At 36.4% G+C, this 22,528-nt stretch carries 16 protein-coding genes and 1 tRNA gene; 13 read left to right on the top strand and 4 right to left on the bottom strand.

The genetic code is table 11. From position 1 onward, the window contains the following. The 4 genes from ACFQ1K_RS10245 to ACFQ1K_RS10230 all read left to right on the top strand — a co-directional run bounded on the left by ACFQ1K_RS10245 (window position 1) and on the right by ACFQ1K_RS10230 (window position 4,820). Window positions 1-690 carry a copper homeostasis protein CutC gene (locus ACFQ1K_RS10245; protein ID WP_320554647.1) on the top strand — a complete coding sequence of 230 codons (690 nt, stop codon included), beginning with the start codon at window positions 1-3 and terminating at the stop codon, window positions 688-690. A 55-nt stretch (window positions 691-745) separates the two neighbouring features. Next, window positions 746-3,157: a beta-mannosidase gene (locus tag ACFQ1K_RS10240; protein WP_320554646.1), complete on the top strand. Its 2,412-nt coding sequence runs from the start codon at window positions 746-748 to the stop codon at window positions 3,155-3,157. A 32-nt stretch (window positions 3,158-3,189) separates the two neighbouring features. Beyond that, the gene (locus ACFQ1K_RS10235; protein ID WP_320554645.1) at window positions 3,190-4,416 is read left to right on the top strand and encodes a metallophosphoesterase; all 1,227 of its coding nucleotides are present in this window, start codon (window positions 3,190-3,192) and stop codon (window positions 4,414-4,416) included. A 107-nt stretch (window positions 4,417-4,523) separates the two neighbouring features. Continuing rightward, window positions 4,524-4,820 (top strand): thioredoxin family protein, encoded by a 297-nt coding sequence (locus ACFQ1K_RS10230; protein WP_320554644.1) that lies wholly within the window; start codon window positions 4,524-4,526, stop codon window positions 4,818-4,820. Here the strand turns inward: ACFQ1K_RS10230 and ACFQ1K_RS10225 are convergent. Both ACFQ1K_RS10225 and ACFQ1K_RS10220 read right to left on the bottom strand, forming a co-directional pair. Beyond that, window positions 4,801-5,466, bottom strand: a complete 666-nt coding sequence (locus ACFQ1K_RS10225) for a polysaccharide deacetylase family protein (RefSeq protein WP_320554643.1) — start codon at window positions 5,464-5,466, stop codon at window positions 4,801-4,803. The two genes, ACFQ1K_RS10230 and ACFQ1K_RS10225, sit on opposite strands and share 20 nt — an antisense overlap. A gap of 4 nt (window positions 5,467-5,470) precedes the next feature. Further along, on the bottom strand, window positions 5,471-8,857 hold the full coding sequence (locus ACFQ1K_RS10220; RefSeq protein WP_320554642.1) for a glycosyltransferase family 117 protein: 3,387 nt from the start codon (window positions 8,855-8,857) through the stop codon (window positions 5,471-5,473). A gap of 152 nt (window positions 8,858-9,009) precedes the next feature. Between ACFQ1K_RS10220 and ACFQ1K_RS10215 the strand changes: the two genes are divergently transcribed. After that, a tRNA-Gln gene (locus ACFQ1K_RS10215) sits at window positions 9,010-9,082 on the top strand. Window positions 9,083-9,142: 60 nt separating this feature from the next. On the opposite strand, the gene ACFQ1K_RS10210 is transcribed toward ACFQ1K_RS10215, so the two are convergent. Beyond that, window positions 9,143-9,967 (bottom strand): universal stress protein, encoded by an 825-nt coding sequence (locus tag ACFQ1K_RS10210; protein ID WP_320554641.1) that lies wholly within the window; start codon window positions 9,965-9,967, stop codon window positions 9,143-9,145. Window positions 9,968-10,121: 154 nt separating this feature from the next. Here ACFQ1K_RS10210 and rimP point away from each other — a divergent pair, with 154 nt between their 5' ends. The 3 genes from rimP (at window position 10,122) to infB (ending at window position 14,565) form a co-directional block, all read left to right on the top strand. Beyond that, window positions 10,122-10,586: a ribosome assembly cofactor RimP gene (gene rimP, locus ACFQ1K_RS10205; RefSeq protein ID WP_320554640.1), complete on the top strand. Its 465-nt coding sequence runs from the start codon at window positions 10,122-10,124 to the stop codon at window positions 10,584-10,586. Between the two features lie 12 nt (window positions 10,587-10,598). Further along, the gene (nusA, locus tag ACFQ1K_RS10200; protein WP_320554639.1) at window positions 10,599-11,831 is read left to right on the top strand and encodes a transcription termination factor NusA; all 1,233 of its coding nucleotides are present in this window, start codon (window positions 10,599-10,601) and stop codon (window positions 11,829-11,831) included. A 70-nt stretch (window positions 11,832-11,901) separates the two neighbouring features. Further along, window positions 11,902-14,565: a translation initiation factor IF-2 gene (gene infB / locus ACFQ1K_RS10195; protein ID WP_320554638.1), complete on the top strand. Its 2,664-nt coding sequence runs from the start codon at window positions 11,902-11,904 to the stop codon at window positions 14,563-14,565. 70 nt (window positions 14,566-14,635) lie between these two features. Here infB and ACFQ1K_RS10190 read toward each other — a convergent pair whose 3' ends face one another. Continuing rightward, window positions 14,636-15,019 (bottom strand): SPOR domain-containing protein, encoded by a 384-nt coding sequence (locus tag ACFQ1K_RS10190; protein WP_320554637.1) that lies wholly within the window; start codon window positions 15,017-15,019, stop codon window positions 14,636-14,638. 210 nt (window positions 15,020-15,229) lie between these two features. Between ACFQ1K_RS10190 and ACFQ1K_RS10185 the strand changes: the two genes are divergently transcribed. From ACFQ1K_RS10185 to ACFQ1K_RS10165, 5 genes are read left to right on the top strand one after another with little or no spacing between them, the layout of a single operon-like run. After that, window positions 15,230-16,516, top strand: a complete 1,287-nt coding sequence (locus tag ACFQ1K_RS10185) for a c-type cytochrome (protein ID WP_320554636.1) — start codon at window positions 15,230-15,232, stop codon at window positions 16,514-16,516. Window positions 16,517-16,543: 27 nt separating this feature from the next. Then, window positions 16,544-19,651, top strand: a complete 3,108-nt coding sequence (locus ACFQ1K_RS10180; protein ID WP_320554635.1) for a TAT-variant-translocated molybdopterin oxidoreductase — start codon at window positions 16,544-16,546, stop codon at window positions 19,649-19,651. 29 nt (window positions 19,652-19,680) lie between these two features. After that, the gene (nrfD, locus tag ACFQ1K_RS10175) at window positions 19,681-21,417 is read left to right on the top strand and encodes an NrfD/PsrC family molybdoenzyme membrane anchor subunit (protein ID WP_320554634.1); all 1,737 of its coding nucleotides are present in this window, start codon (window positions 19,681-19,683) and stop codon (window positions 21,415-21,417) included. 8 nt (window positions 21,418-21,425) lie between these two features. After that, entirely contained in the window at window positions 21,426-21,965 is a 540-nt protein-coding gene (locus ACFQ1K_RS10170) for a DUF3341 domain-containing protein (protein WP_320554633.1), read from the top strand. Window position 21,966: 1 nt separating this feature from the next. After that, window positions 21,967-22,527 (top strand): c-type cytochrome, encoded by a 561-nt coding sequence (locus tag ACFQ1K_RS10165; protein ID WP_320554632.1) that lies wholly within the window; start codon window positions 21,967-21,969, stop codon window positions 22,525-22,527. Window position 22,528: the final 1 nt, after the last annotated feature.

Here is a 22,528-nt window from a genome sequence, read left to right as displayed (position 1 = left end):
ATGATTCTAGAAATCTGTGCCAACTCATATCAATCCGCAAAAAATGCTCAAGATGCAGGAGCACATCGTATAGAATTATGCCAGGAATTGTCGGTTGGTGGCATTACACCATCTTACGGTTTGTTAAAAAAAGTAGTTGGGGAAATAGACATTCCTGTCTTTGTATTGATACGTCCTCGGAGTGGTAATTTCGTGTATACTGATGATGAATTTCAAATCATGAAAAACGATATTCAGCTCTGCAAGGATTTAGGTTACAAAGGTATTGTTTCAGGCATTTTAAAGGCCGATAGAACTCTGGATGTCCAACGAACACAAACATTGATAGATCTAGCTAAACCATTATCGTTTACATTTCACCGTGCTTTTGATGAGATCAAAAATCCAAAAGAAGCGTTATTACAACTTATCGATATGGGTGCAGATCGCGTATTGACTTCAGGACAAAAAGCAACCGCAGAAGAAGGGTTGGAACTGTTGAAAGAGCTTCATAGCATAGCCGAAAATAAACTCACAATTATAGCCGGAGGAGGAGTATCGGAGGAAAATGTAATGCTATTTAAAGAGGTAGGTTTAATTGAAGTTCACGCATCAGCTTCAACAACGAAAGAAGCAAGTAATAGTATGTTTTCGATGCCAATCACTTTTTCAGACCTAATAAAAATTAAAGCCATTTTAGATGCGATATAGCTTGTTGTTGTTCATATTATTTTGTTTTAGTTGTCAACCTAAACACGATTTGCCAATGATGGTTAATCTCGATGAGAATTGGCAGTTCAAAAAAGTATCAGATTCAGTGTGGCATTCGGCTTCAGTACCTGGAAATGTGTTTTCAGATTTGCTAAATCATAATTTAATCGAAGATCCTTTTATTGGGAATAATGAAGAAAAAGTACAATGGGTTTCGGAAACCGATTGGGAATACAAAACCATATTTTCGTTAGACGAAGATTTACTCGAAAAGAAGCATTTTGAACTTAATTTTGAAGGATTGGATACCTACGCTTCGGTCTATTTAAATGATAGCCTAATCTTAAAGGCCAATAATGCATTTCGAAAATGGGATGTGGATGTGAAATCAATTTTAAAATTTGATAATGAACTACGATTAGTTTTTGAAAGCCCTTCTAAAAATGAAACAATAGCCCAAGAAAAATTACCTTACGAGCTACCTGAAGGCGAACGGGTTTTTACCAGAAAAGCACAATTTCAGTATGGTTGGGATTGGGGGCCAAAATTGAACACCAGTGGTATTTGGAGACCAATTAAATTGATTGCTAGTAATTCTTTGAGGATAAAAGATGTGTTTATTCATCAGTTAATGCTCAGTGATTCAATAGCTAAGTTGAATTTTCAAATGGACTTATTGAACAATAAAACTGAAGGTTACACTTTTGAATTATTTGTAAATGACACTTTAGTTAAAAAGATAAAGGATGGATTCCAATACAGTCCTTATTCGATTCCATTTCAAATCAAAACCCCAAAACTTTGGTGGCCACACAACTTAGGGGAACCATACTTATATGATATTAAAGTTATCGTGAAAGAAGGTCGAAAAATCCTCGATAGTATTACAGTGAAAAAAGGTTTGAGAACTATGGAGTTGGTTACAGAAAAAGACAGTATTGGAGAATCCTTTTATTTTAAAGTCAACGATGTTCCTGTTTATGCCAAAGGTGCTAATTATATCCCACAGCACAGTTTTCAGAATGAAGTAAAACACGAAGATTATGAACGATTGTTAAGTGATGTAGTCAATGCCAACATGAATATGCTAAGGGTTTGGGGAGGAGGTATTTATGAGGATGATATTTTCTATGATCTCTGTGATGAAAAAGGGATTTTGGTTTGGCAAGATTTTATGTTTGCTTGTGCGATGTATCCAGGAGATGATGGATTTAGAATGAATGTGATTAACGAGGCTTTAGATAATTTAAAAAGATTAAGAAATCATTCATCTATAGCACTGTGGTGCGGTAATAATGAAAGCTCTGAAGGTTGGCATCGTTGGGGTTGGCAAGCCAATAGAAGTGAAGAGGAAAAAGAAGAGATTTGGGAGGATTATAAATATTTGTTTGATAGGGCACTCAGAATTAGCGTCGGGTCTAAAACAGATTTACCATACTGGGAGACGTCACCAAAATATGGAAGAGGTAATCCCTTGTACAAGTCCGAAGGTGATGCCCACGATTGGTGGATTTGGCACGATGGTTTTCCTTTTGAGCATTTGGAAGAGAATGTGCCGCGATTTATGAGTGAGTTTGGTTTTCAATCCTTTCCGAGTTATGAGGTCATTCAATATATAAATCAAAACGATAGTATTGATATCGATTCCAAAGGTTTTAAAAATCATCAGAAGCATGCTAGAGGATTTCAAATTATTAATGATTATATGCAACGTGATTTTCCTGTCCCTGATTCAGCAGAAGATTATGTGTATATGAGTCAGTTATTGCAAGCTCATGGCATCACAAAAGGTGTTGAAGCCCATAGACGAGCAAAACCATACAATATGGGTACGCTATACTGGCAACTCAATGATTGTTGGCCAGCGGTTTCGTGGAGTAGTATAGATTATTTTGGCAATTGGAAAGCATTGCATTACAAGGCCAAAAAAAGCTTTGAAGATGTGTTGATATCCTCAAAAATTGAAAATGGAACTTTGAAAACCTGGGTAATCAATGACGATTTAGATTCAAAAAAGGGAACTCTCAAGTTAACTCTTATGAATTTTGAAGGCAAGATACTTTGGGAAGGATCTAAGCAGATTAACGTAAAAGCAAATTCTAGTGAAAATAAGCATGAGATTGACCTCAGTCTTTTGGACTTTAAAGCTGATGAATCGGTTATGGTCTCTGTCTTTAATGACGAATCATCTAACTACTATTTCGTAAAGCCAAAACAATTAAAGTTAAAGCTCGAAAAAATTCAGCAAAAAGTTACAAAAACAAATGAAGGTTTTAGAATTGAGCTAACTGCAAATACATTGCAAAAGGATGTCTTTTTATTTACAAAAACTAAAGGTCATTTTTCAGATAATTTTTTCGATATCCTACCGGACACAACTAAAGTAATAACTTTTGAGACCCAAGACGAGCAAATAAGTACCCTGCAAATAAAAACCTTTAACAATTTCATAAGACAAGTAGAATAGGAGTTGCTTAACTTTGTGAATTAAAAGTTTTTATGATACGCTGGGTAATTTTTATCGTGATATACCTTCTAATGACCTTGTATGGCTTACAGGCGATTAAGACCGTAACAAAGCAAGCATGGGTTCATTATCTTTTTTTAGGTATTGCGGTAATTGTAGTTGGAAATTTTGTTATCCAGTTTACAATAGCTAGTGAAGGGCGTGTTCTAAATCCTGCACGTAGTTATGCATTTGGCTTTTTGCTGGTATTTATGTCGATAAATTTAGTGTTGGTTCCTATTTTAATTGGAGAGGATATCATAAGAGGAGTTTTTGGGCTTTATGATAAGTATATAGCCAAGAGTGATGCTTTGCAAGTACCAGGAAGACGAAAATTTATTAGTCAATTAGCCTTAGGTTTGGCGGCAATTCCTTTTGCATCTCTCTTGTACGGTATGTATAAAGGAAAATATAATTTCAGAGTTTTAAATTACACACTGCATTTTGAGGACCTTCCAGATGCTTTTGATGGTTATCGAATAACTCAAATTAGCGATATACATTCCGGCAGTTTTGACAACAAGGAAAAAATAGAGTATGCTGTTGACTTAATTAATGAGCAACAGTCTGATGTTCTATTGTTTACGGGTGATATGGTAAACAATAAAGCCAATGAAATGTTACCTTGGAAATCAACATTTAGCCGTCTTGAAGCCAAAGATGGAAAATTCTCGATTTTGGGGAATCACGACTATGGAGATTACGTGGATTGGAGCTCAAAAGCGGAAAAGGTTCAAAATCTTGAGGAATTAAAATCTATTCAAAAGGATATAGGATTCGACTTGTTATTAAATGAGCACCGCTATGTTGAAAAGGATGGTCAAAGAATAGCTATTGTTGGTGTGGAAAATTGGGGGAAAGGCTTTAAGCAAAAAGGTGATTTAAAAAAGGCGTCTTCACAAATTAGTCAGGAGGATTTTAAAATTTTGATGACACACGACCCTAGCCATTGGGACGCTGAAGTGGTTAACGACGAGTATCATTATCATTTGACCTTGAGTGGTCACACACACGGTATGCAGTTTGGTATAGAAATACCAGGTTGGATAAAATGGAGTCCAGCCAAATGGCGTTATAAGCAATGGGCTGGCATCTATAAAGCATTTGGTCAGTACATTAACGTGAACAGAGGTTTCGGGTTTTTAGCTTATCCAGGACGCGTAGGTATATGGCCAGAAATTACGGTGATAGAGCTTAAAAAGGGACTTAAAGAAGTATAATTGCTAACAATTGTTTATTTTTATATAGTTCATTACTAACTTACTATAGCTTTTGAAAGAATTTTTTATGTAGGTTTGTATAACTCGTTTGACTAAAACTATAACATATGTCAAAATTTGGGGAATTAATAGATGTCGATATTCCGGTGCTATTAGACTTCTACACAGAATGGAATGAACAGTCCACTGCCATGCATCCTGTTCTTCGGGATGTTGCTGCTGCTCTAGGTGACAAAGCCAAGGTTATTAAAATAGATGTCGATAAAAATAAAGAATTGGCAGAAGCGCTTCGTGTTAAAGGTCTACCAACTTTGATTATTTATAAAAACGGTGAAATGAAATGGCGTCACAGTGGAGAGCAAGATGCCAACACCTTAATAGGCATTATTCAAGAATATCTTTAGATAGGGCTTTAAACTCATAACCCTTTTTGCTGTAATACTCTAAGACCTTAGGAAGTGCGTACCTTAAATTGCGAGCGGCCTTAACACTATCATGAAATACGATGATACTTCCTTGTTTTGCTACGGGAATAATATTCTTTAAACACGATTCTTCAGTAATGGTTTTATCCCAATCGTAAGATAGAACATCCCAAAGAATGATTTTATAGCCTAGTTCTTGTAATTTTTTATTCTGCTCACTTTTGAATTTGCCATAAGGCGGTCTAAAAAGATTTGTGCGTGTTGAACCTCCAGTTTTGATAATTGAATTTATCAGTTCTTGAGTGCGTTCTACATCAGTTATATACGCTTCTGTATTTGTTTTCCAACCTTTTAAATGATGAAAGGTATGATTGCCAATACCGTGACCTTCTTTTATAATCCTATTGAAAATTTCAGGATGTGATTGAATGTTTTTTCCAATACAAAAGAAAGTGGCTTTAGCACTAAACGAAGTTAAAGTATCAAGTACCCAATCCGTAATTTCAGGAGTTGGGCCGTCATCAAAGGTGAGGTAGAGTTCCTTATTTGTAGTATTGATATTCCAGACAAACTTTGGAAATAACGACTTTACAAATCCAGGTGTCTTGGCAGGAATTATCTTCATTTATCTATTCTTCGGGAACTATAGAATCCTTAATAGTATCATTTAAAATGGTATTGATATCAAGATCATCAATTGGCTCTTCTTCCTCAGCACCCATGAATTTATCAAGTAAACTTAGGTAACTGTTGAATTTTTTGGTTTCCTCTAAGGCAAAGTCCTTATCGTTGTATATAACTAGAAGATCTACAAGAGCTCTGTAACGCTGAATGTCCAAATAAATATCCTCTATTAGCCTAATTTGATCTTCTTCATCTAAACCATCGTAATAGATTAAGTTCTCTTGGTATATTTTAGCGACATCCTTATATAATGATCTGGCTTTTTCAATATTACCTACTTCATAGTAAGCACTGATATACGGTTCTAACAAGGAATGAAATCCAAATTTGTTCACAGGCATTTTTTCCATTGCAATATCTGCGATTTCCTCTGCTTCCTTTAATTTGTCTTCGTTAATTAGTGTCTCAATTAATCGAGCTAAATTTCCTCTGTAAGTGATACCATTTCTTCTGGTTTCAATATCATGATAGATATCTTCTCCGCTTCCGCCCCAATCCCAGTTCTTAACCATATTATACATAAGGTCCGAGTCAACTCTTCCCATATCATAAGGATTTGCTCTGTCTACTGGGGTTTTTATGGGTACGAGTTTATAGCACATGCCATCAAGTTGCAGATAGTCTTTAAGCCATATATAATCATCAGCACCAAATGCACCACCAGTAAAGTAAATGGGTCGCTCCCAGTTATTATTGGCAATGATATCTAGCATTAATAATCTGTTCTTATAAATATAGCTACCTTCAATTTCTGCATAAAGGTTGTTTTCAATTTTATCTGCATCTTTAGCTTTGACAATCCCATTTTTTAGGACCTGTTCCTTGTTTACAGGGATGCTAATATGTCTCGTTGGGAAATAATTTGTATTTAATAGATGTTTAGGATACTGTCTAGGATCTTCACCTTGGGCTTTTATCACATGTCCAAACTTTGTGTCTGCCCTGTCACTGGTGATAAAATCCATAAAGATGTTAATTGGCAGTGTATCTTTAGTAATTTCTTTTCTAATGATAACATCTCTATTACTTCCTCTATATTGATTGTGTGTCAATTGGGAAGGAATAGGATCACTTTCATAGGCTTTACGTTTCATTTGGTCAATATACCAATCCGTTTGAAATAGGCTTGTATTCACCACCCTAACGTCAGTTCTTACACCTTCAATTTCCTGTAAATACCAAAGCGGGAAAGAATCATTATCTCCAATGGTAAATAATATAGCATTGGGTGCACATGACTCAAGGTATTTACGTGCCATAGCATTGGCTGTATATTTTCCTGAACGATCATGGTCATCCCAGTTATTGGCAGCCAAAATACCAGGTATAATAATTAAGCAAGCCAAGGATACTGCTGGTGCCAAATAAGCACTCTTAATGCTGGATTTTAATAAATCATAAATGGCGTATACGCCAAAACCAATCCATATAGCGAATACATAAAATGAACCTACTACTGAATAATCGCGCTCTCGAGGTTCAAAGGGTCTAATGTTGGTATAGAACTGAATTGCTAAACCGGTCATTAAAAAGAAAACCAATAACACCCAAAAGCGCTTGGCATCTGTATAAAGTAGAAAGAAGAAACCGACTAAACCTAACAGTAAAGGTAAAAAGTAGTAGGTGTTCCTTGCTTTATTTTCCAAGGCCTCAGTTGGTAAATTATCTTGAGATACCCCTAAGTGTAGTTCATCAATAAATTTTATTCCTGATATCCAATTACCATTAAAGTCATCATATTTACCTTGAATGTCATTCTGTCTCCCTGTGAAATTCCACATAAAGTAGCGCCAATACATGTAACCAAATTGGTATTGAAACATATAGGCAATATTGTCAGCAAATGAAGGCTTTTCAACTATAAGATATTGCTGCCCATAACGTCTCAAGAATTTGTCGTAGTCTTCATAGTCAACTTCACCTTTTCTGATTTTCATTCTAAAATCATTGACAATGTTGTCAAAACGGCGTTTTTCTTGCAATGCATATTGGGTGGCTTGTTCTTCGCTTAACCCAACGTTAACCGCCTCATTGTAAGCATAAGTTTGTAAATTAGGATCTACTTTAAAGTCAATCAGCCCAGTAAACATCATATAATTATCTGCATGTTCACTACTCCACATTCTCGGTAAAATAGAAGCGTGCTCATGGTTATAATTCTGCTTACTACCCTCCCAGTCATTGATAATAACATACTTACCGGATTTTTCGTCACGTTCGTAGTTCTTTTTGTCGTCTACAAAAGGCTCATCTGGATCAGCACCAGAATAAATCTCAGTAAACTGTGGCCCGTAGAATAAATGGGTTTCAGGGTATTGTTCTAAATTATAATAGGCTAATAATTCCCTGGCATCGGACGGGTCATTTTCATTAATAATAACATCTGCATTGGCACGTATAGGTAACATCATCCAAGATGAAAATCCAATAAAAATAAACATAAGGCAAAGGACCAAAGTGTTTATATGAATCATTCCCTTTTTTCGTGTGTAGTTCAAGCCCAAATAGAAAAGAACAATAACCAAAAGCCCTGTAATTATAGTGCCCGAATTAAAAGGTAAACCTATGGAGTTTACAAAAAATACTTCAAGATAACCAAACAGCTTCAAGGTCGAAGGCAATAATAGTTTGAAAATAAATAACAAAATGGCTGCAGAAACAACATTGGCAAGAATGAAATTTTTGACGGTTATGGTTTTGTAATTCTTAAAATAGTATATGAGTCCAATGGCAGGAATGGTCAATAAACCCATAAAGTGAACGCCAAACGAAAGCCCAATAACAAAAGCGATAAGTACTAACCAACGATTTCCTCTAGGTTTGTCCATATCTTGTTCCCAGCGTAAGGCTAAATAAAACATGATAGACATTATTAGAGTAGCCATTGCATAAACTTCAGTTTCTACAGCATTAAACCAAAAAGAATCAGTAAACGTAAAGGCCAAACTACCTACAAAAGCACTTCCTAAAATGGCCATACCCTTGCCTTTACTAGATTCACCGCTATATTTTACGAGTTTAACCAATAACATACTTATGGTCCAAAACATGAATAAGATGGTAAATGCACTTGCGACAGCACTCATCAGATTCATAATCATACCAATTTGTGAAGGTTCTAAAGCAAAAATTGAGAAGAATGCACCCATCATTTGAAAGAGTGGTGCTCCCGGTGGATGGCCGACTTGTAGTTTTGATGATGTTAATATATATTCACCAGCATCCCAAAAACTTACAGTTGGTTCTATCGTTAGGGCATAGACTGCACAGGAAATTACAAATACAAGCCATGCTAATATATTATTCCACTTTTTAAAGTTAAAATTTGTCATGAAAACCTTGGATATTAGTGCTGGCGAATTTACTAATTATTATAGTAATGCCTAGGTTTTTAAGTTAACGTTAAGTAATTTAAATTATTTTTTATCATTTTTTTTGCCCAAGACAACTTTTGTATTAAATTTGCACCCTCAATTTAAGAGATTGGCCTATGGTGTAACTGGCAACACGTCTGGTTTTGGTCCAGAAGAGTCTAGGTTCGAGCCCTAGTAGGCCAACAAAAAAATCCTAATCATTTTTGATTAGGATTTTTTGTTTTTTCAGAGTACTTAGTCCCATTAAATCTTAAATGTAATAACAGGACGTTTAGCGTGGTTAACTAAATCTTCACTAATGCTACTGTTAAAGAAGTGAGCAATGCCTTGTCTGCCATGTGTACTAATACCAATGAGGTCTGCATCAATTTCTTGCGAAAAATTAAGAATACCTTGTTCTACGCTATTATCGTTATGAACGTTTATGGTATAGTTTTCAAAAGATTGCCCAGAGATAAAATCGTTAATACGGTTTCTGGATTCATAGGTTGTGATAAAGTTGTTTGCGGTGTTTACCAAAAGCAGATGAATTTTAGCGTCAAACAGTTCGGCAAATTTCACCGCCTGTTTGTAAGTCGCACTATTGTCATTTTTAAAATCAGAGGCAAAAACAAAGTTTTTGATATTAAAATTATTATGTTGGTTTTTTATAACCAATACTGGAACATCGGATGAGCGTACAACTTTTTCGGCATTAGAACCGATAAACATCTCCTTTAAGCCAGAGGCACCATGAGATCCCATTACAATTAAATCGATATCAAATTCCTTGCAAGCATCTTTAATCTCATTGAATGTAATATCTGCCTTTACAGTTTCATGAACGGTTATATCTTGTAAAAAGTCACTTTCCATTAAATCTTCAAATTTTTTATGAGCCAATTTCATAAAAAATAAAGCCTCAGGCACATCGCTATGCGCATTAATCGGATCGATTTGTTGCATAGGTATTTCCATCATATGCAGCAAATAAATTTCTGCGTTATGTTTTCTGGCTAACATAGCGGCAACTTCAAGGGCATTATGGGCTTGCTCAGAAAAATCTGTAGGGACTAGGATTCTGTTCATTATCTCAAAGGATTTAGTTTAGTATTATAAATTTACGAAAATAAAACTACTTAATATTGCTTTGAAAAATTGATATAAATATTGTATATTTGCACCATTGTTTACGGAGTGAAAACGAGAGAGGACGAAAAGTCCTCTCTTTTTATATCAAGAAATGTTTAAGGAAACTGTAAAGAACTTACTGGATAAAGCGCTAGAAGAGCGATCAGATTTATTTCTCATAGATTTTGAAGTTCTAAGTGGTAATACCATAAGAGTTGTACTCGATGGTGATAATGGTGTTTTGGTAGATGATTGCATTTTTGTAAGCAGAGCTATTGAACATAACCTTGATAGGGAAGAACAGGATTTTTCTCTAGAAGTGACCTCCTGTGGTGCAACATCTCCATTGCAATTTCCAAGACAGTACAACAAACATATAGGGAGACATTTAGAGGTAAAAACTGTGGAAGGAGAAAAATTAGAAGGCGTACTGGCAGATGTTAATGATACTGATATCGCTTTGAAGTGGAAAGTTAGAGAGCCAAAACCTGTGGGAAAGGGTAAAGTTACGGTAACGAAAGAAGCTAATATTGCTTTCGAAAACATAAAGGAAGCAAAAGTTAAAATAAAATTTTAATTCAAATCAATTATGGAAAATGTAGCGTTAATAGAGTCATTTTCAGAATTTAAGGACGATAAGTTAATTGATAGAGTGACGCTCATGGCGATTCTAGAAGATGTGTTACGTAATGCTTTAAAAAAGAAATACGGAGACGACGATAACTTTGATATTATTATCAACCCAGATAAAGGGGATTTAGAAATTTGGAGGAATCGAATTGTGGTAGCTGATGGCGAAGTTGAAGATCCAAATCAGGAGATTGCATTATCAGAAGCACAAAAAATTGAGCCCGATTTTGAAGTTGGTGAAGACGTTGCAGAAGAAGTGAAATTAGTTGACTTAGGAAGGCGCTCAATTTTAGCATTGAGACAAAATTTGATCTCTAAAATTCACGAGCACGATAATACCAATATTTACAAGCAGTTTAAAGAATTAGAAGGTGAAATTTACACTGCAGAAGTTCATCATATCCGCCATAGAGCGATTATTCTTTTAGATGACGAGGGTAACGAGATTATTCTACCCAAGGATAAGCAAATACCTTCTGACTTTTTTAGAAAGGGTGAAAACGTAAGAGGTATTATTGAAAGTGTTGAATTAAAAGGAAGTAAGCCTGCCATTATTATGTCTAGAACCTCTCCTTTGTTTCTCGAAAAATTGTTCGAGCAAGAAATTCCTGAGGTATTTGATGGATTAATCACGGTGAAAAAAGTAGTACGTATTCCTGGTGAGAAAGCTAAGGTTGCCGTAGACTCCTATGATGATAGAATAGACCCTGTAGGTGCATGTGTTGGTATGAAGGGATCTCGAATCCATGGTATTGTTAGAGAACTTGGGAACGAAAATATAGACGTTATCAATTATACCAATAATATTCAACTATTTGTAACCAGAGCATTAAGCCCAGCGCGAGTAACATCCTTAAAGTTAGATGAAGAAAATAAACGTGCAGAAGTTTTATTGAAACCAGAAGAAGTATCTAAAGCTATTGGTAGAGGTGGACATAACATTCGTTTAGCAGGACAATTAACAGGTTACGAAATAGACGTATTTAGAGAAGGTGCAGAAGAAGATGTAGAATTAAAGGAATTCTCAGATGAAATCGATGGATGGATTATTGATGAATTCAGCAAGGCCGGTTTAGATACCGCAAAAAGCATTCTAGAGCAAGACGTAGACGATTTAGTGAAACGAACAGATCTAGAAGAAGAAACCATATTGGAAGTTCTAAGAATTCTTAAGGAAGAATTTGAAGACTAACGCAGTTTAACTTTAAAATGAAAGCAAGTTAGACTGATATAAAACAGATTTAAGTATATTACAGCAATTTATGGCTCAAATTAGAATTAATAAAGTATTAAGAGAACTGAATATCTCATTAGACCGTGCGGTGGATTTTTTAGAGTCCAAAGGCATTACTATTGAGAAAAGTCCTAATACAAAAATTTCGCAGGAGGTTTATGACACGTTATCGGATGAGTTTCAAACAGACGCATCAAAACGTGAAAAAGCTCAAGAAGTTAGCGAGGCAAAGCTCAAGGAAAAAGAGAAGCTTCGTGAACAGCGGGAACGCGAAATTGAAGAAAAAGAAAAGAAGGAAGCTGCTAAAGAGTCTGTAGTAAAAGCTAAGGCAGAACTTAGTGGGCCAAAGCAAATTGGTAAAATAGATCTTGATAAAAAGCCAAAGGCCAAAGTTGAGGAAAAAGAAGAAAAGCCAGAGCCTAAAGTTGAGGTTGAGAAACCAAAAGTTGAAAAGGAAAAACCAAAAAAAGAAGAGCCTAAAAAGGTAGAGCCTAAGGTTGAAAAGAAGGAGGAGCCGCAAGAAGAAAAGTCAGACGAAAAATTAAAAACCCAGTACCAGAAACTCTCTGGTCCAACAACAACGGGTAAGAAAATTGACTTATCTCAATTTAATAAACCAAAGAAAAAGAAAGAAGATAAAAAAGATGAGTCTTCTAATAAGGACGGCAATAAACGAAAGAGACGTCGTATTAGCAAAGGCGGCAATGATGTTGGAGGAAGACCTAATTTTGACAATAGACGAGGAAAAGGCAAAGGGTCTAGATCTAAAGTAGTTAAAGAGGAGCCAAGTGAAGAAGAAGTACAAAAGCAGGTAAGGGAAACTCTAGAAAAATTACAAGGAAAGTCAAGTAAAGGAAAAGGAGCCAAATACCGTAGAGAAAAAAGAGAACAGCACAGAGAACAATCTCAGAAGGAACTTCAAGCAGAGGCAGCAGAAAGCAAAATCTTAAAGGTTACAGAGTTTGTAACGGTAAGTGAGGTTGCCACAATGATGGATGTCGGAGTTACACAAATTATTTCTGCATGTATGTCACTAGGTATGATGGTTACAATGAATCAAAGATTAGATGCAGAAACCCTATCGATTGTTGCAGAAGAATTTGGTTATGAGGTTGAGTTTGTAACCGCAGATATTGAAGAGTCAATAGAAACTGTAGAAGATGATCCAAAAGATTTAAAACCGCGAGCTCCCATCGTTACTGTAATGGGTCACGTAGACCATGGTAAAACATCATTACTGGATTATATACGAGAAGAAAATGTGATTGCTGGTGAGTCAGGTGGAATTACTCAGCATATTGGTGCTTATGGAGTTGAATTGGAGAATGGTCAAAAAATAGCATTTTTAGATACACCAGGTCACGAAGCCTTTACAGCGATGCGTGCACGTGGTGCCCAAGTTACAGATATTGCGATTATTGTTGTGGCTGCTGATGATGCAATAATGCCGCAAACCAAAGAGGCCATTTCTCATGCTCAAGCTGCTGGAGTGCCAATTGTATTTGCAATTAATAAAATAGATAAACCAGATGCTAATCCTGATAAAGTAAAAGAAGGATTAGCTAATATGAATTTGTTGGTAGAAGATTGGGGTGGAAAAATTCAGTCACACGATATATCCGCAAAATTCGGTACGGGTGTTAAGGAGCTTCTAGAAAAAGTGCTCTTAGAAGCAGAATTATTAGAATTAAAAGCGAACCCTAACAAGCCTGCGAGTGGTACCGTTGTAGAAGCGTATTTGGACAAAGGTAGAGGCTACGTGTCAACAATCTTAGTTCAAGCAGGTACACTTCGGGTTGGTGATTATGTATTGGCTGGTAAGAATAGTGGTAAAGTGAAAGCTATGCATGATGAGCGTGGCAATGATATCCAAGAAGCTGGTCCGTCAACACCAGTATCAATTCTAGGTTTAGATGGTGCGCCACAAGCTGGTGATAAATTTAATGTATTTGAAGATGAACGTGAAGCTAAGCAAATTGCTGCCAAGCGTACGCAATTACAGCGAGAGCAATCCGTAAGAACACAGCGTCATATTACGTTGGATGAAATCGGAAGACGTATTGCACTTGGTGACTTCCAAGAGTTAAACATCATTCTTAAGGGTGATGTGGATGGTTCAGTGGAAGCCCTAACGGACTCATTCCAAAAATTATCTACAGAAGAAATCCAGGTTAATATTATCCATAAAGGTGTTGGTGCCATTACTGAAAGTGATGTGTTATTAGCATCTGCTTCTGATGCTATTATTGTTGGATTTAATGTGCGTCCAGTTGGTAATGCAAGAATGATTGCAGACAAGGAAGAAATAGATATCCGAACTTACTCTATCATTTACGATGCTATAAACGACCTTAAGGATGCAATGGAAGGCATGTTGTCACCAGAACTTAAAGAAGAGGTGACAGGTACAGCAGAAATTAGAGAAACGTTCAAAATTTCTAAAATCGGAACCATTGCAGGTTGTATGGTTACCAATGGAAAAATCTACAGAAATTCAGGTGTTAGAATTATTAGAGATGGTGTTGTGGTATATACCGGTGAATTGGCATCATTAAAACGATTTAAGGATGACGTTAAAGAAGTTTCTAAAGGCTACGACTGCGGTATCCAAATCAAAGGATATAATGATATTAATGAAGGGGATATTATTGAAGCCTTCCAAGAAGTAGAAGTGAAAAAGAAGCTGAAATAGATTCTTATCAATATCAAAAAAAGCGACTTTAATGAGTCGCTTTTTTTATGATAATCTTTTTTAAAATTTGTTACTTATTATCAAGTTTGGGTTGAAATATAATGGCGTTCATATATTCTTTTTTAATCTTCGCCATAGCTCTGTCAGCCTCTAGTCTTGTAGCAAAATTACCTACCCATACTTTGTAGTTTGGGGTGTTCCAAACAATTTCTACAGGCCATTCATTGTAGAGATTTAAAAAATTGGATTTTTCTCGTTCAGCTTTATCGGGATCAACATTTTGATAAACTTGAATTCGGTAAACCTTAGTGGTTTTAATATCTTTTTTGTACTCAATAAGTTTATCGATGTCACTATCCTGATCCACATTAACTTTCCCTTGCTGAGCATGCAGCGTTAAAGAAAGGCATAGTGCAATAGTTGTAAGGCTGATATATTTAAAAATTTTATTCATATTTATGACTTTAAATGCAAAGTTATATTATTCAACGATATAGCGGTAAAAATGTTATTTAGAATAGATATAAATTAGATATTAACACTTCTCTAAGATTTCTAAAATCGAGTTTATATCTTACTTTTGCCAGAGTTTTTAGTACAATGATATTTGTCATATTTACTGAAAAAATCGTACCAAAGTTTAGAAGATAATTCAACTAACAATATGAAACAGGTGATTTACCGTAATTTAACCTCTAAGATACTTAGCCTCGGTTTTATTTTATTACTTACGTTTTCAACTTCACTGACTGCTCAAGAGGGCGACCCAGCAAACGGAAAATCTTTATTTAATGCAAATTGTGCTGCTTGTCACAAATTAGACAAGCCGATGACAGGTCCTGCACTTCGTAATGTTGAGGCAAGGTTAGCTGAAGAAGAAGGTTTAGACAGAGAATGGCTTAATGCTTGGATTCGTAATAGCTCTGCTTTAATAAAGTCAGGTGATGCTTATGCTAACAAGGTTTACAATGAATGGAACCAAACGGCGATGACAGCGTTTCCGACCTTATCAGACCAAGATATTTCGGATATTTTAGCTTACACTGCTGAACCACCACCTCCACCGCCAACGCCAACTCCAGGTGAACTTAGTGGGCAACCTGTTGAACCTGGAATTTCAAATAATTTAATTCTTGGTGCCTTAGCGGTATTGTTTGCTTTATTGGCAATGGCACTGATTTTAGTAAAACGAACATTAAATCGTTTTGCTGATGCTAAGGGTATTGAAATCCCTGCAGAGGAACAAAGAAAACCATTGTGGAAAGCTTTTGTTGAAAACCAATTTTTGGTTTTGGTCACTGCTATCTTCTTTTTGTTGGCAAGTGGTTATTTTGTGTACGGTTATTTGATGCAGGTCGGAATTGACCAAGGGTATGAGCCTGTACAGCCAATTCACTACTCACATAGAATACATGCTGGAGACAACGGTATTGATTGTAAATACTGTCATTCGTCGGCTAGAGTAAGTAAACATTCTGGTATTCCGTCATTAAATATTTGTATGAATTGCCACAAAGCTATTTCGGAAGTAGCACCAGAAACATTAGCAGAAGGTCAAGAATACGGAATAGATTACAACGCTGAAATCCAAAAGCTATACGAAGCTGTTGGTTGGGATGGTACAGGATATACTGGAGAATCTAAACCAGTAAAGTGGATTCGTATACACAACTTACCGGATTTTGCATATTTTAATCATTCTCAGCACGTATCTGTTGCTGGTATAGAGTGTCAAACATGTCACGGTCCTGTAGAGGAAATGGAAATTATGTATCAGCATGCACCATTAACAATGGGTTGGTGTATTAACTGTCATAGAGAAACCAATGTAAAAGTCAAAGACAACGGTTACTATACTACGATTCATGAAGAATTATCTAAAAAGTATGGTGTTGATCAGTTAACTGCGGCACAAATGGGTGGACTAGAATGTGGTAAGTGCCATTATTAATTTTAATAAGAAGTAATTCAGAATTATATGTCATCAAACAAGAAATACTGGAAAAGTGTTGAAGAGCTAAACGAAAACAGCTCTATTGTTGAGGCGCTACAGCAAAATGAATTTGTGGAAGAAATTCCAACGGATGAATTTTTGGGAGACAAGGAATCTTTAGGGTCTTCGTCAACATCGCGTCGTGATTTCTTAAAGTATGTAGGATTTAGTACGGCTGCGGCATCGCTTGCTGCTTGTGAAGGTCCTGTGATAAAATCAATTCCTTATGTAGTGCAACCTACGGAAATTGTTCCAGGTGTAGCAAATTATTACGCAACAACTATTGCTGATGGTTTTGATTTTGCTAGTGTTTTAGTAAAAACTAGAGAAGGACGACCAATCAAGATTGAAAACAACACGGAAGCAGCAAGTAATGGTATTGCTAACGCAAGAGTACATGCGTCTGTATTAGGTTTGTATGATAATCTTAGAGTGAAAGCTCCAATGAAAGGGGATGCCCAAATAACTTGGGAAACCTTTATGTCTGAAACTACTTCAAAATTGAATGGTTTAAGTGATGATAAGCAAATAGTATTCTTAACGTCCACAATGCCAAGTCCATCAACTAAGAAATTAGTATCTGAATTTACCGAGAAATATGGAAATGTAAATCATGTGGTTTACGATGCTGTTTCAGAATCAGCTACATTAGATGCTTATTCAGCAAAATATGGTAAGCGAGGAATGGCTAACTACGACTTCTCTAAAGCTAAAACCATAGTATCTGTTGGTGCCGATTTTATTGGAGACTGGCAGGGTGGTGGTTTTGAGTCTAGTTATGCTAAGAACCGTGTGCCACAAAATGGACAAATGTCACGTCATATTCAGTTTGAATCTAATATGACTCTTACGGGTGCCAATGCAGATAAGCGTGTACCATTAACTCCTAGCCAACAAAAACTAGCTTTAGCTAAACTTTACAGTTTGGTTGTTGGTGGTGCCGTATCAGTAGACTTACCTGAGTCTATTGCTAAAGCAGTTCAATCTGCAGCAAACGAAATTTCAAAAGCAGGAAGCAATGCTGTCGTTGTAACTGGAATTCAAGATGTCAATGCTCAAACCGTAGTGTTAGAAATCAATGAATACTTAAACAGTAAGGCATTTGACCCTAAAACAACAATACATACAAGACAAGGAAGTGATAAGGCTGTAATGCAACTTATAGGAGACATGAACGCTGGAAAAGTTGGTGCTGTTATTATGAATGGCGTTAACCCAATGTATACGCTTCCAAATGCAAAAGATTTTGCTGAAGGCTTAAAGAACACAGAGTTATCTATAGCCTTCTCGATGAAGCAAGATGAGACCGCTTCAAACTGTGATTATATCGCGGCAATCCCTCACAACCTAGAGTCATGGGGTGATTTTGAATTAAAGTCTGGTCATTACTCAATGATGCAACCAACCATACGTCCTTTATTCGATACAAAACAATTTCAGGAAGTACTTTTAGGATGGAATGGAAATAATACATCATACAGAGATTACTTGAAGTCAGTTTGGACAAAAGATATATTAAATGGATCGTCATTTAATAAAGCGGTTCAAGATGGTTTCTTTGTATCTGCGACTTCAACTTCAGAAGATGCTGTTGAAACTTCAACAGATGAAACTACTGAGGAAGTAGAAACACCTAGTGGGAATGCAGCCAGAGCATTGGCGCGTTCAGCTAAGTCTGGTGGCATGGAATTATCACTATACACCAAAATAGGTATGGGTGATGGTCAACAAGCTAATAACCCATGGCTACAAGAATTCCCAGATCCTATAACAAGAACGTCTTGGGATAACTATTTAACAGTTTCTAGAGCAGATGCGGAGCAATTAGGTTTAGTTAATGAAAATGTGGCTAATGGTGGATTGAATGGTAGTTATGCAAATGTTACTGTAAATGGTGTAACTGTTGAAAACGTACCAGTATTAATTCAACCTGGTCAGGCAAAAGGGTCTGTAGGGTTAGCCGTTGGATATGGAAGAACATCCAATGCGCTTAAAGATGAAATGAAGACTGGTGTTAATGCCTATTCATTATACCAAAACTTCAACACAGTACAAGATGTAACTGTAGAGAAGGCTTCTGGTATGCATGAATTTGCTTGTGTACAGTTGCACAATACATTAATGGGTCGTGGTGATATCATTAAGGAAACCACTTTAGAGATTTTCAATACTAAAGATAAGCACTATTGGAATGCAGTTCCTGAAGTGTCTTTAAACCACGTTGAAACTCCAGTGACGTCTCCAGAGGTAGATTTATGGGATGAGTTTGATCGTTCTGTGGGTCACCATTTCAACTTGTCAATTGATTTAAATGCATGTACAGGTTGTGGTGCTTGTGTTATTGCATGTCATGCCGAAAACAATGTACCAGTAGTAGGCAAGTCCGAAATGAGACGAAGCCGAGATATGCACTGGTTACGTATAGATAGATATTATTCATCTCAAGATTCATTTGAAGGTGATAATGAAAAGAAAGATAATATTTCTGGTCTTAGCAGCTCATTGAGTGAATTTGGTGAGATGGAAAATGCTGCTGATAATCCACAAGTTGCTTTCCAGCCGGTAATGTGTCAGCATTGTAACCATGCACCTTGTGAAACAGTTTGTCCTGTTGCAGCAACTGCACATGGTCGCCAAGGTCAAAACCATATGGCTTATAACCGTTGTGTAGGTACAAGATATTGTGCAAACAACTGTCCTTACAAAGTACGTCGTTTCAACTGGTTCTTATATAACCAAAATGATGAGTTTGATTACTTCATGAATGACGATTTAGGGCGTATGGTATTAAACCCAGATGTAACAGTTCGTTCTCGTGGTGTTATGGAAAAATGTTCTATGTGTATTCAGAAAACACAAAAAACAATTCTTGATGCTAAGCGTGAGGGTAGACCAGTTAAAGATGGTGAGTTCCAAACAGCATGTTCTGCTGCTTGTGGTAATGGTGCTATGGTATTTGGAGATATCAATGATAAAGACAGTAAAATTGCTGAGCTCAGAGAAGATAAAAGAGCGTACCACTTGTTAGAGCACGTTGGTGTAAAACCTAATGTGGTGTATCAAACGAAAGTACGCAACACAACAGAAGCATAAATAAAAATTAAAGAATCAATTATATAATTATGGCGTCTCATTACGAAGCACCTATTAGAAGACCTTTAGTTACCGGAGAAAAATCGTATCACGATGTTACCGTAGATGTAGCAAGACCGGTTGAAGGCAAAGCAAACAAGGCATGGTGGATTGTTTTCAGCATCTCTTTGGTTGCATTCCTTTGGGGAATAGGTTGTATTATTTATACCATTTCAACTGGTATTGGAGTTTGGGGTCTTAATAAGACTGTAAACTGGGCTTGGGATATTACTAACTTTGTTTGGTGGGTTGGTATTGGTCACGCAGGAACACTGATTTCGGCTGTACTTTTGCTTTTCCGCCAAAAATGGAGAATGGCAATTAACCGTTCTGCAGAAGCAATGACCATTTTCTCGGTTGTTCAAGCAGGTCTGTTCCCAATCATTCACATGGGTCGTCCATGGTTAGCATATTGGGTATTACCAATTCCTAACCAGTTTGGTTCTTTATGGGTGAATTTTAATTCCCCATTACTTTGGGACGTATTTGCGATTTCAACGTATCTTTCGGTATCATTAGTCTTTTGGTGGACAGGATTATTGCCTGATTTTGCCATGATTAGAGATAGAGCCGTTAGACCTTTCCAAAAGAAAATATATTCATTAATCAGTTTCGGATGGTCTGGTAGAGCAAAAGACTGGCAACGTTTTGAGGAAGTATCCTTAGTTCTTGCTGGTTTAGCAACTCCATTAGTACTTTCTGTACATACTATCGTATCCTTTGACTTTGCTACTTCGGTAATTCCTGGATGGCATACTACGATTTTCCCACCATACTTCGTTGCCGGTGCGATTTTCTCTGGTTTTGCTATGGTAAATACACTTCTTATCATAATGAGAAAAGTGTGTAGCTTAGAGGATTATATTACAGTACAGCACATCGAGTTAATGAACATTGTAATCATGATTACAGGTTCTATAGTTGGTGTGGCGTATATTACTGAGTTATTTATTGCATGGTATTCTGGTGTAGAGTACGAGCAATATGCCTTCTTAAACAGAGCAACAGGACCTTACTGGTGGGCCTATTGGGCAATGATGTCTTGTAATGTATTCTCACCACAGTTCATGTGGTTTAAGAAACTTAGAACAAGTATCATGTTCTCATTCTTTATTTCAATTGTTGTAAATATTGGTATGTGGTTTGAGCGTTTTGTGATCATTGTAACATCATTACATAGAGATTACTTACCATCATCTTGGACAATGTTCTCACCAACATTTGTAGATATTGGAATTTTCATAGGTACTATAGGATTCTTTTTTGTACTATTTTTATTATACTCACGTACCTTCCCTGTGATTGCACAAGCAGAAGTTAAGACTATTTTAAAGTCTTCCGGTGAGCGTTACAAGAAGATTAGAGAGCGTGGCGATAGCTTAGTTGGAACTGGTACTGATGCTAGAACCTCAAAACCAGTTGAGTTTGTAGCCTCTTCTTCAAAAGAAAGCACAGTGGTAGATAATTCAGAAAAGGTAAACAATCTACTTGGAACAATAGGTTCTTTTGATGCATCAAAAGAAACAGCGGATGATTTAAAGAAGATTAATGGTGTTGGTCCAAAAATGGAAGAAGTGCTAAACAGCATTGGTATCTATACGTTCTTACAGGTAAGTAAGATGACAAAAACAGAATATGACTTGTTAGATTCAATCACAGGTTCTTTTCCAGGAAGAGCAGAGCGTGATGATTGGGCAGGACAAGCGAAAAAATTATTAAATAACTAATATAGTATATGGAAGCTTCAAAAGTAATTCATGCTATTTATACAGATGATGATATATTGATGTCTGCAGTAAAGAAGGTTAAGGCAGAAAAACATCATATCGAAGAGATATATACACCTTTTCCAGTTCACGGTTTGGACAAGGCTATGGGCTTAGCTCCTACACGAATCGCTATTACATCATTTCTTTATGGATGTGTTGGTTTAACAGTGGCTATTGTTATGATGAATTTTATAATGATCAAAGACTGGCCACAAGATATAGGAGGTAAACCTAGTTTTAGTTATTTGGAAAATATGCCTGCGTTTGTACCAATCATGTTTGAGTTGACTGTATTTTTTGCGGCACACCTTATGGTAATTACATTCTATTTAAGAAGTAGAATGTGGCCATTTAAGAAAGCTGAAAACCCAGATCCAAGAACTACAGACGATCATTTCTTAATGGAGATTGCAGTTCATGGTAACGAAAGTGAACTCACTTCATTACTACAAGAAACAGGGGCTGTTGAAATTAATATTGTTGATAAAGACGAAGATGCACATTAATATGAAGACATCATTGAAATATATCGTAGTACTAGTTTTATTGGTGAGCTTTGTGTCTTGCCGGAAAAACTCGAGACCAAACTACCAATACATGCCAAACATGTACGAATCTGTAGGATATGAAGCTTATCAAGAGTCGGATGCTTTTGCTAATGGCGTAGAAGCTCAATTACCGGCAGAAGGAACCATTCCAAGAGGTAATTTTATGCCTTACGAAATTGAAGATACCAATGACGGTTATGAATACGCAAAGGCTAATTTAAATAGCCCTTTAGATTCTACTCAAGTAGATTACGAGAGAGCAAAGGTACTTTATGACGTTTATTGCGGTATTTGTCACGGTACCAAAGGAAATGGTAAAGGTAAATTAGTAGAGCGAGAAAAGATTCTTGGTGTACCTAGTTATGATGATGTCGGAAGAGCTATAACCACAGGAAGTATTTACCATGTCATTTATTATGGTAAAAATACCATGGGCTCTTACGCTAACCAATTAAATGAAGAGGAACGATGGCAAGTTGTTGCTTATGTTGAAAAACTTAAAGCAGATTTAGAAAAATAAG

Source organism: Winogradskyella aquimaris, assembly GCF_042676105.1.
GTDB classification, from domain to species: Bacteria; Bacteroidota; Bacteroidia; order Flavobacteriales; family Flavobacteriaceae; genus Winogradskyella; species Winogradskyella aquimaris.
The sequence above is the reverse complement of the archived record's forward strand: the minus strand, read 5'-3'. Positions and strand labels throughout refer to the sequence as shown.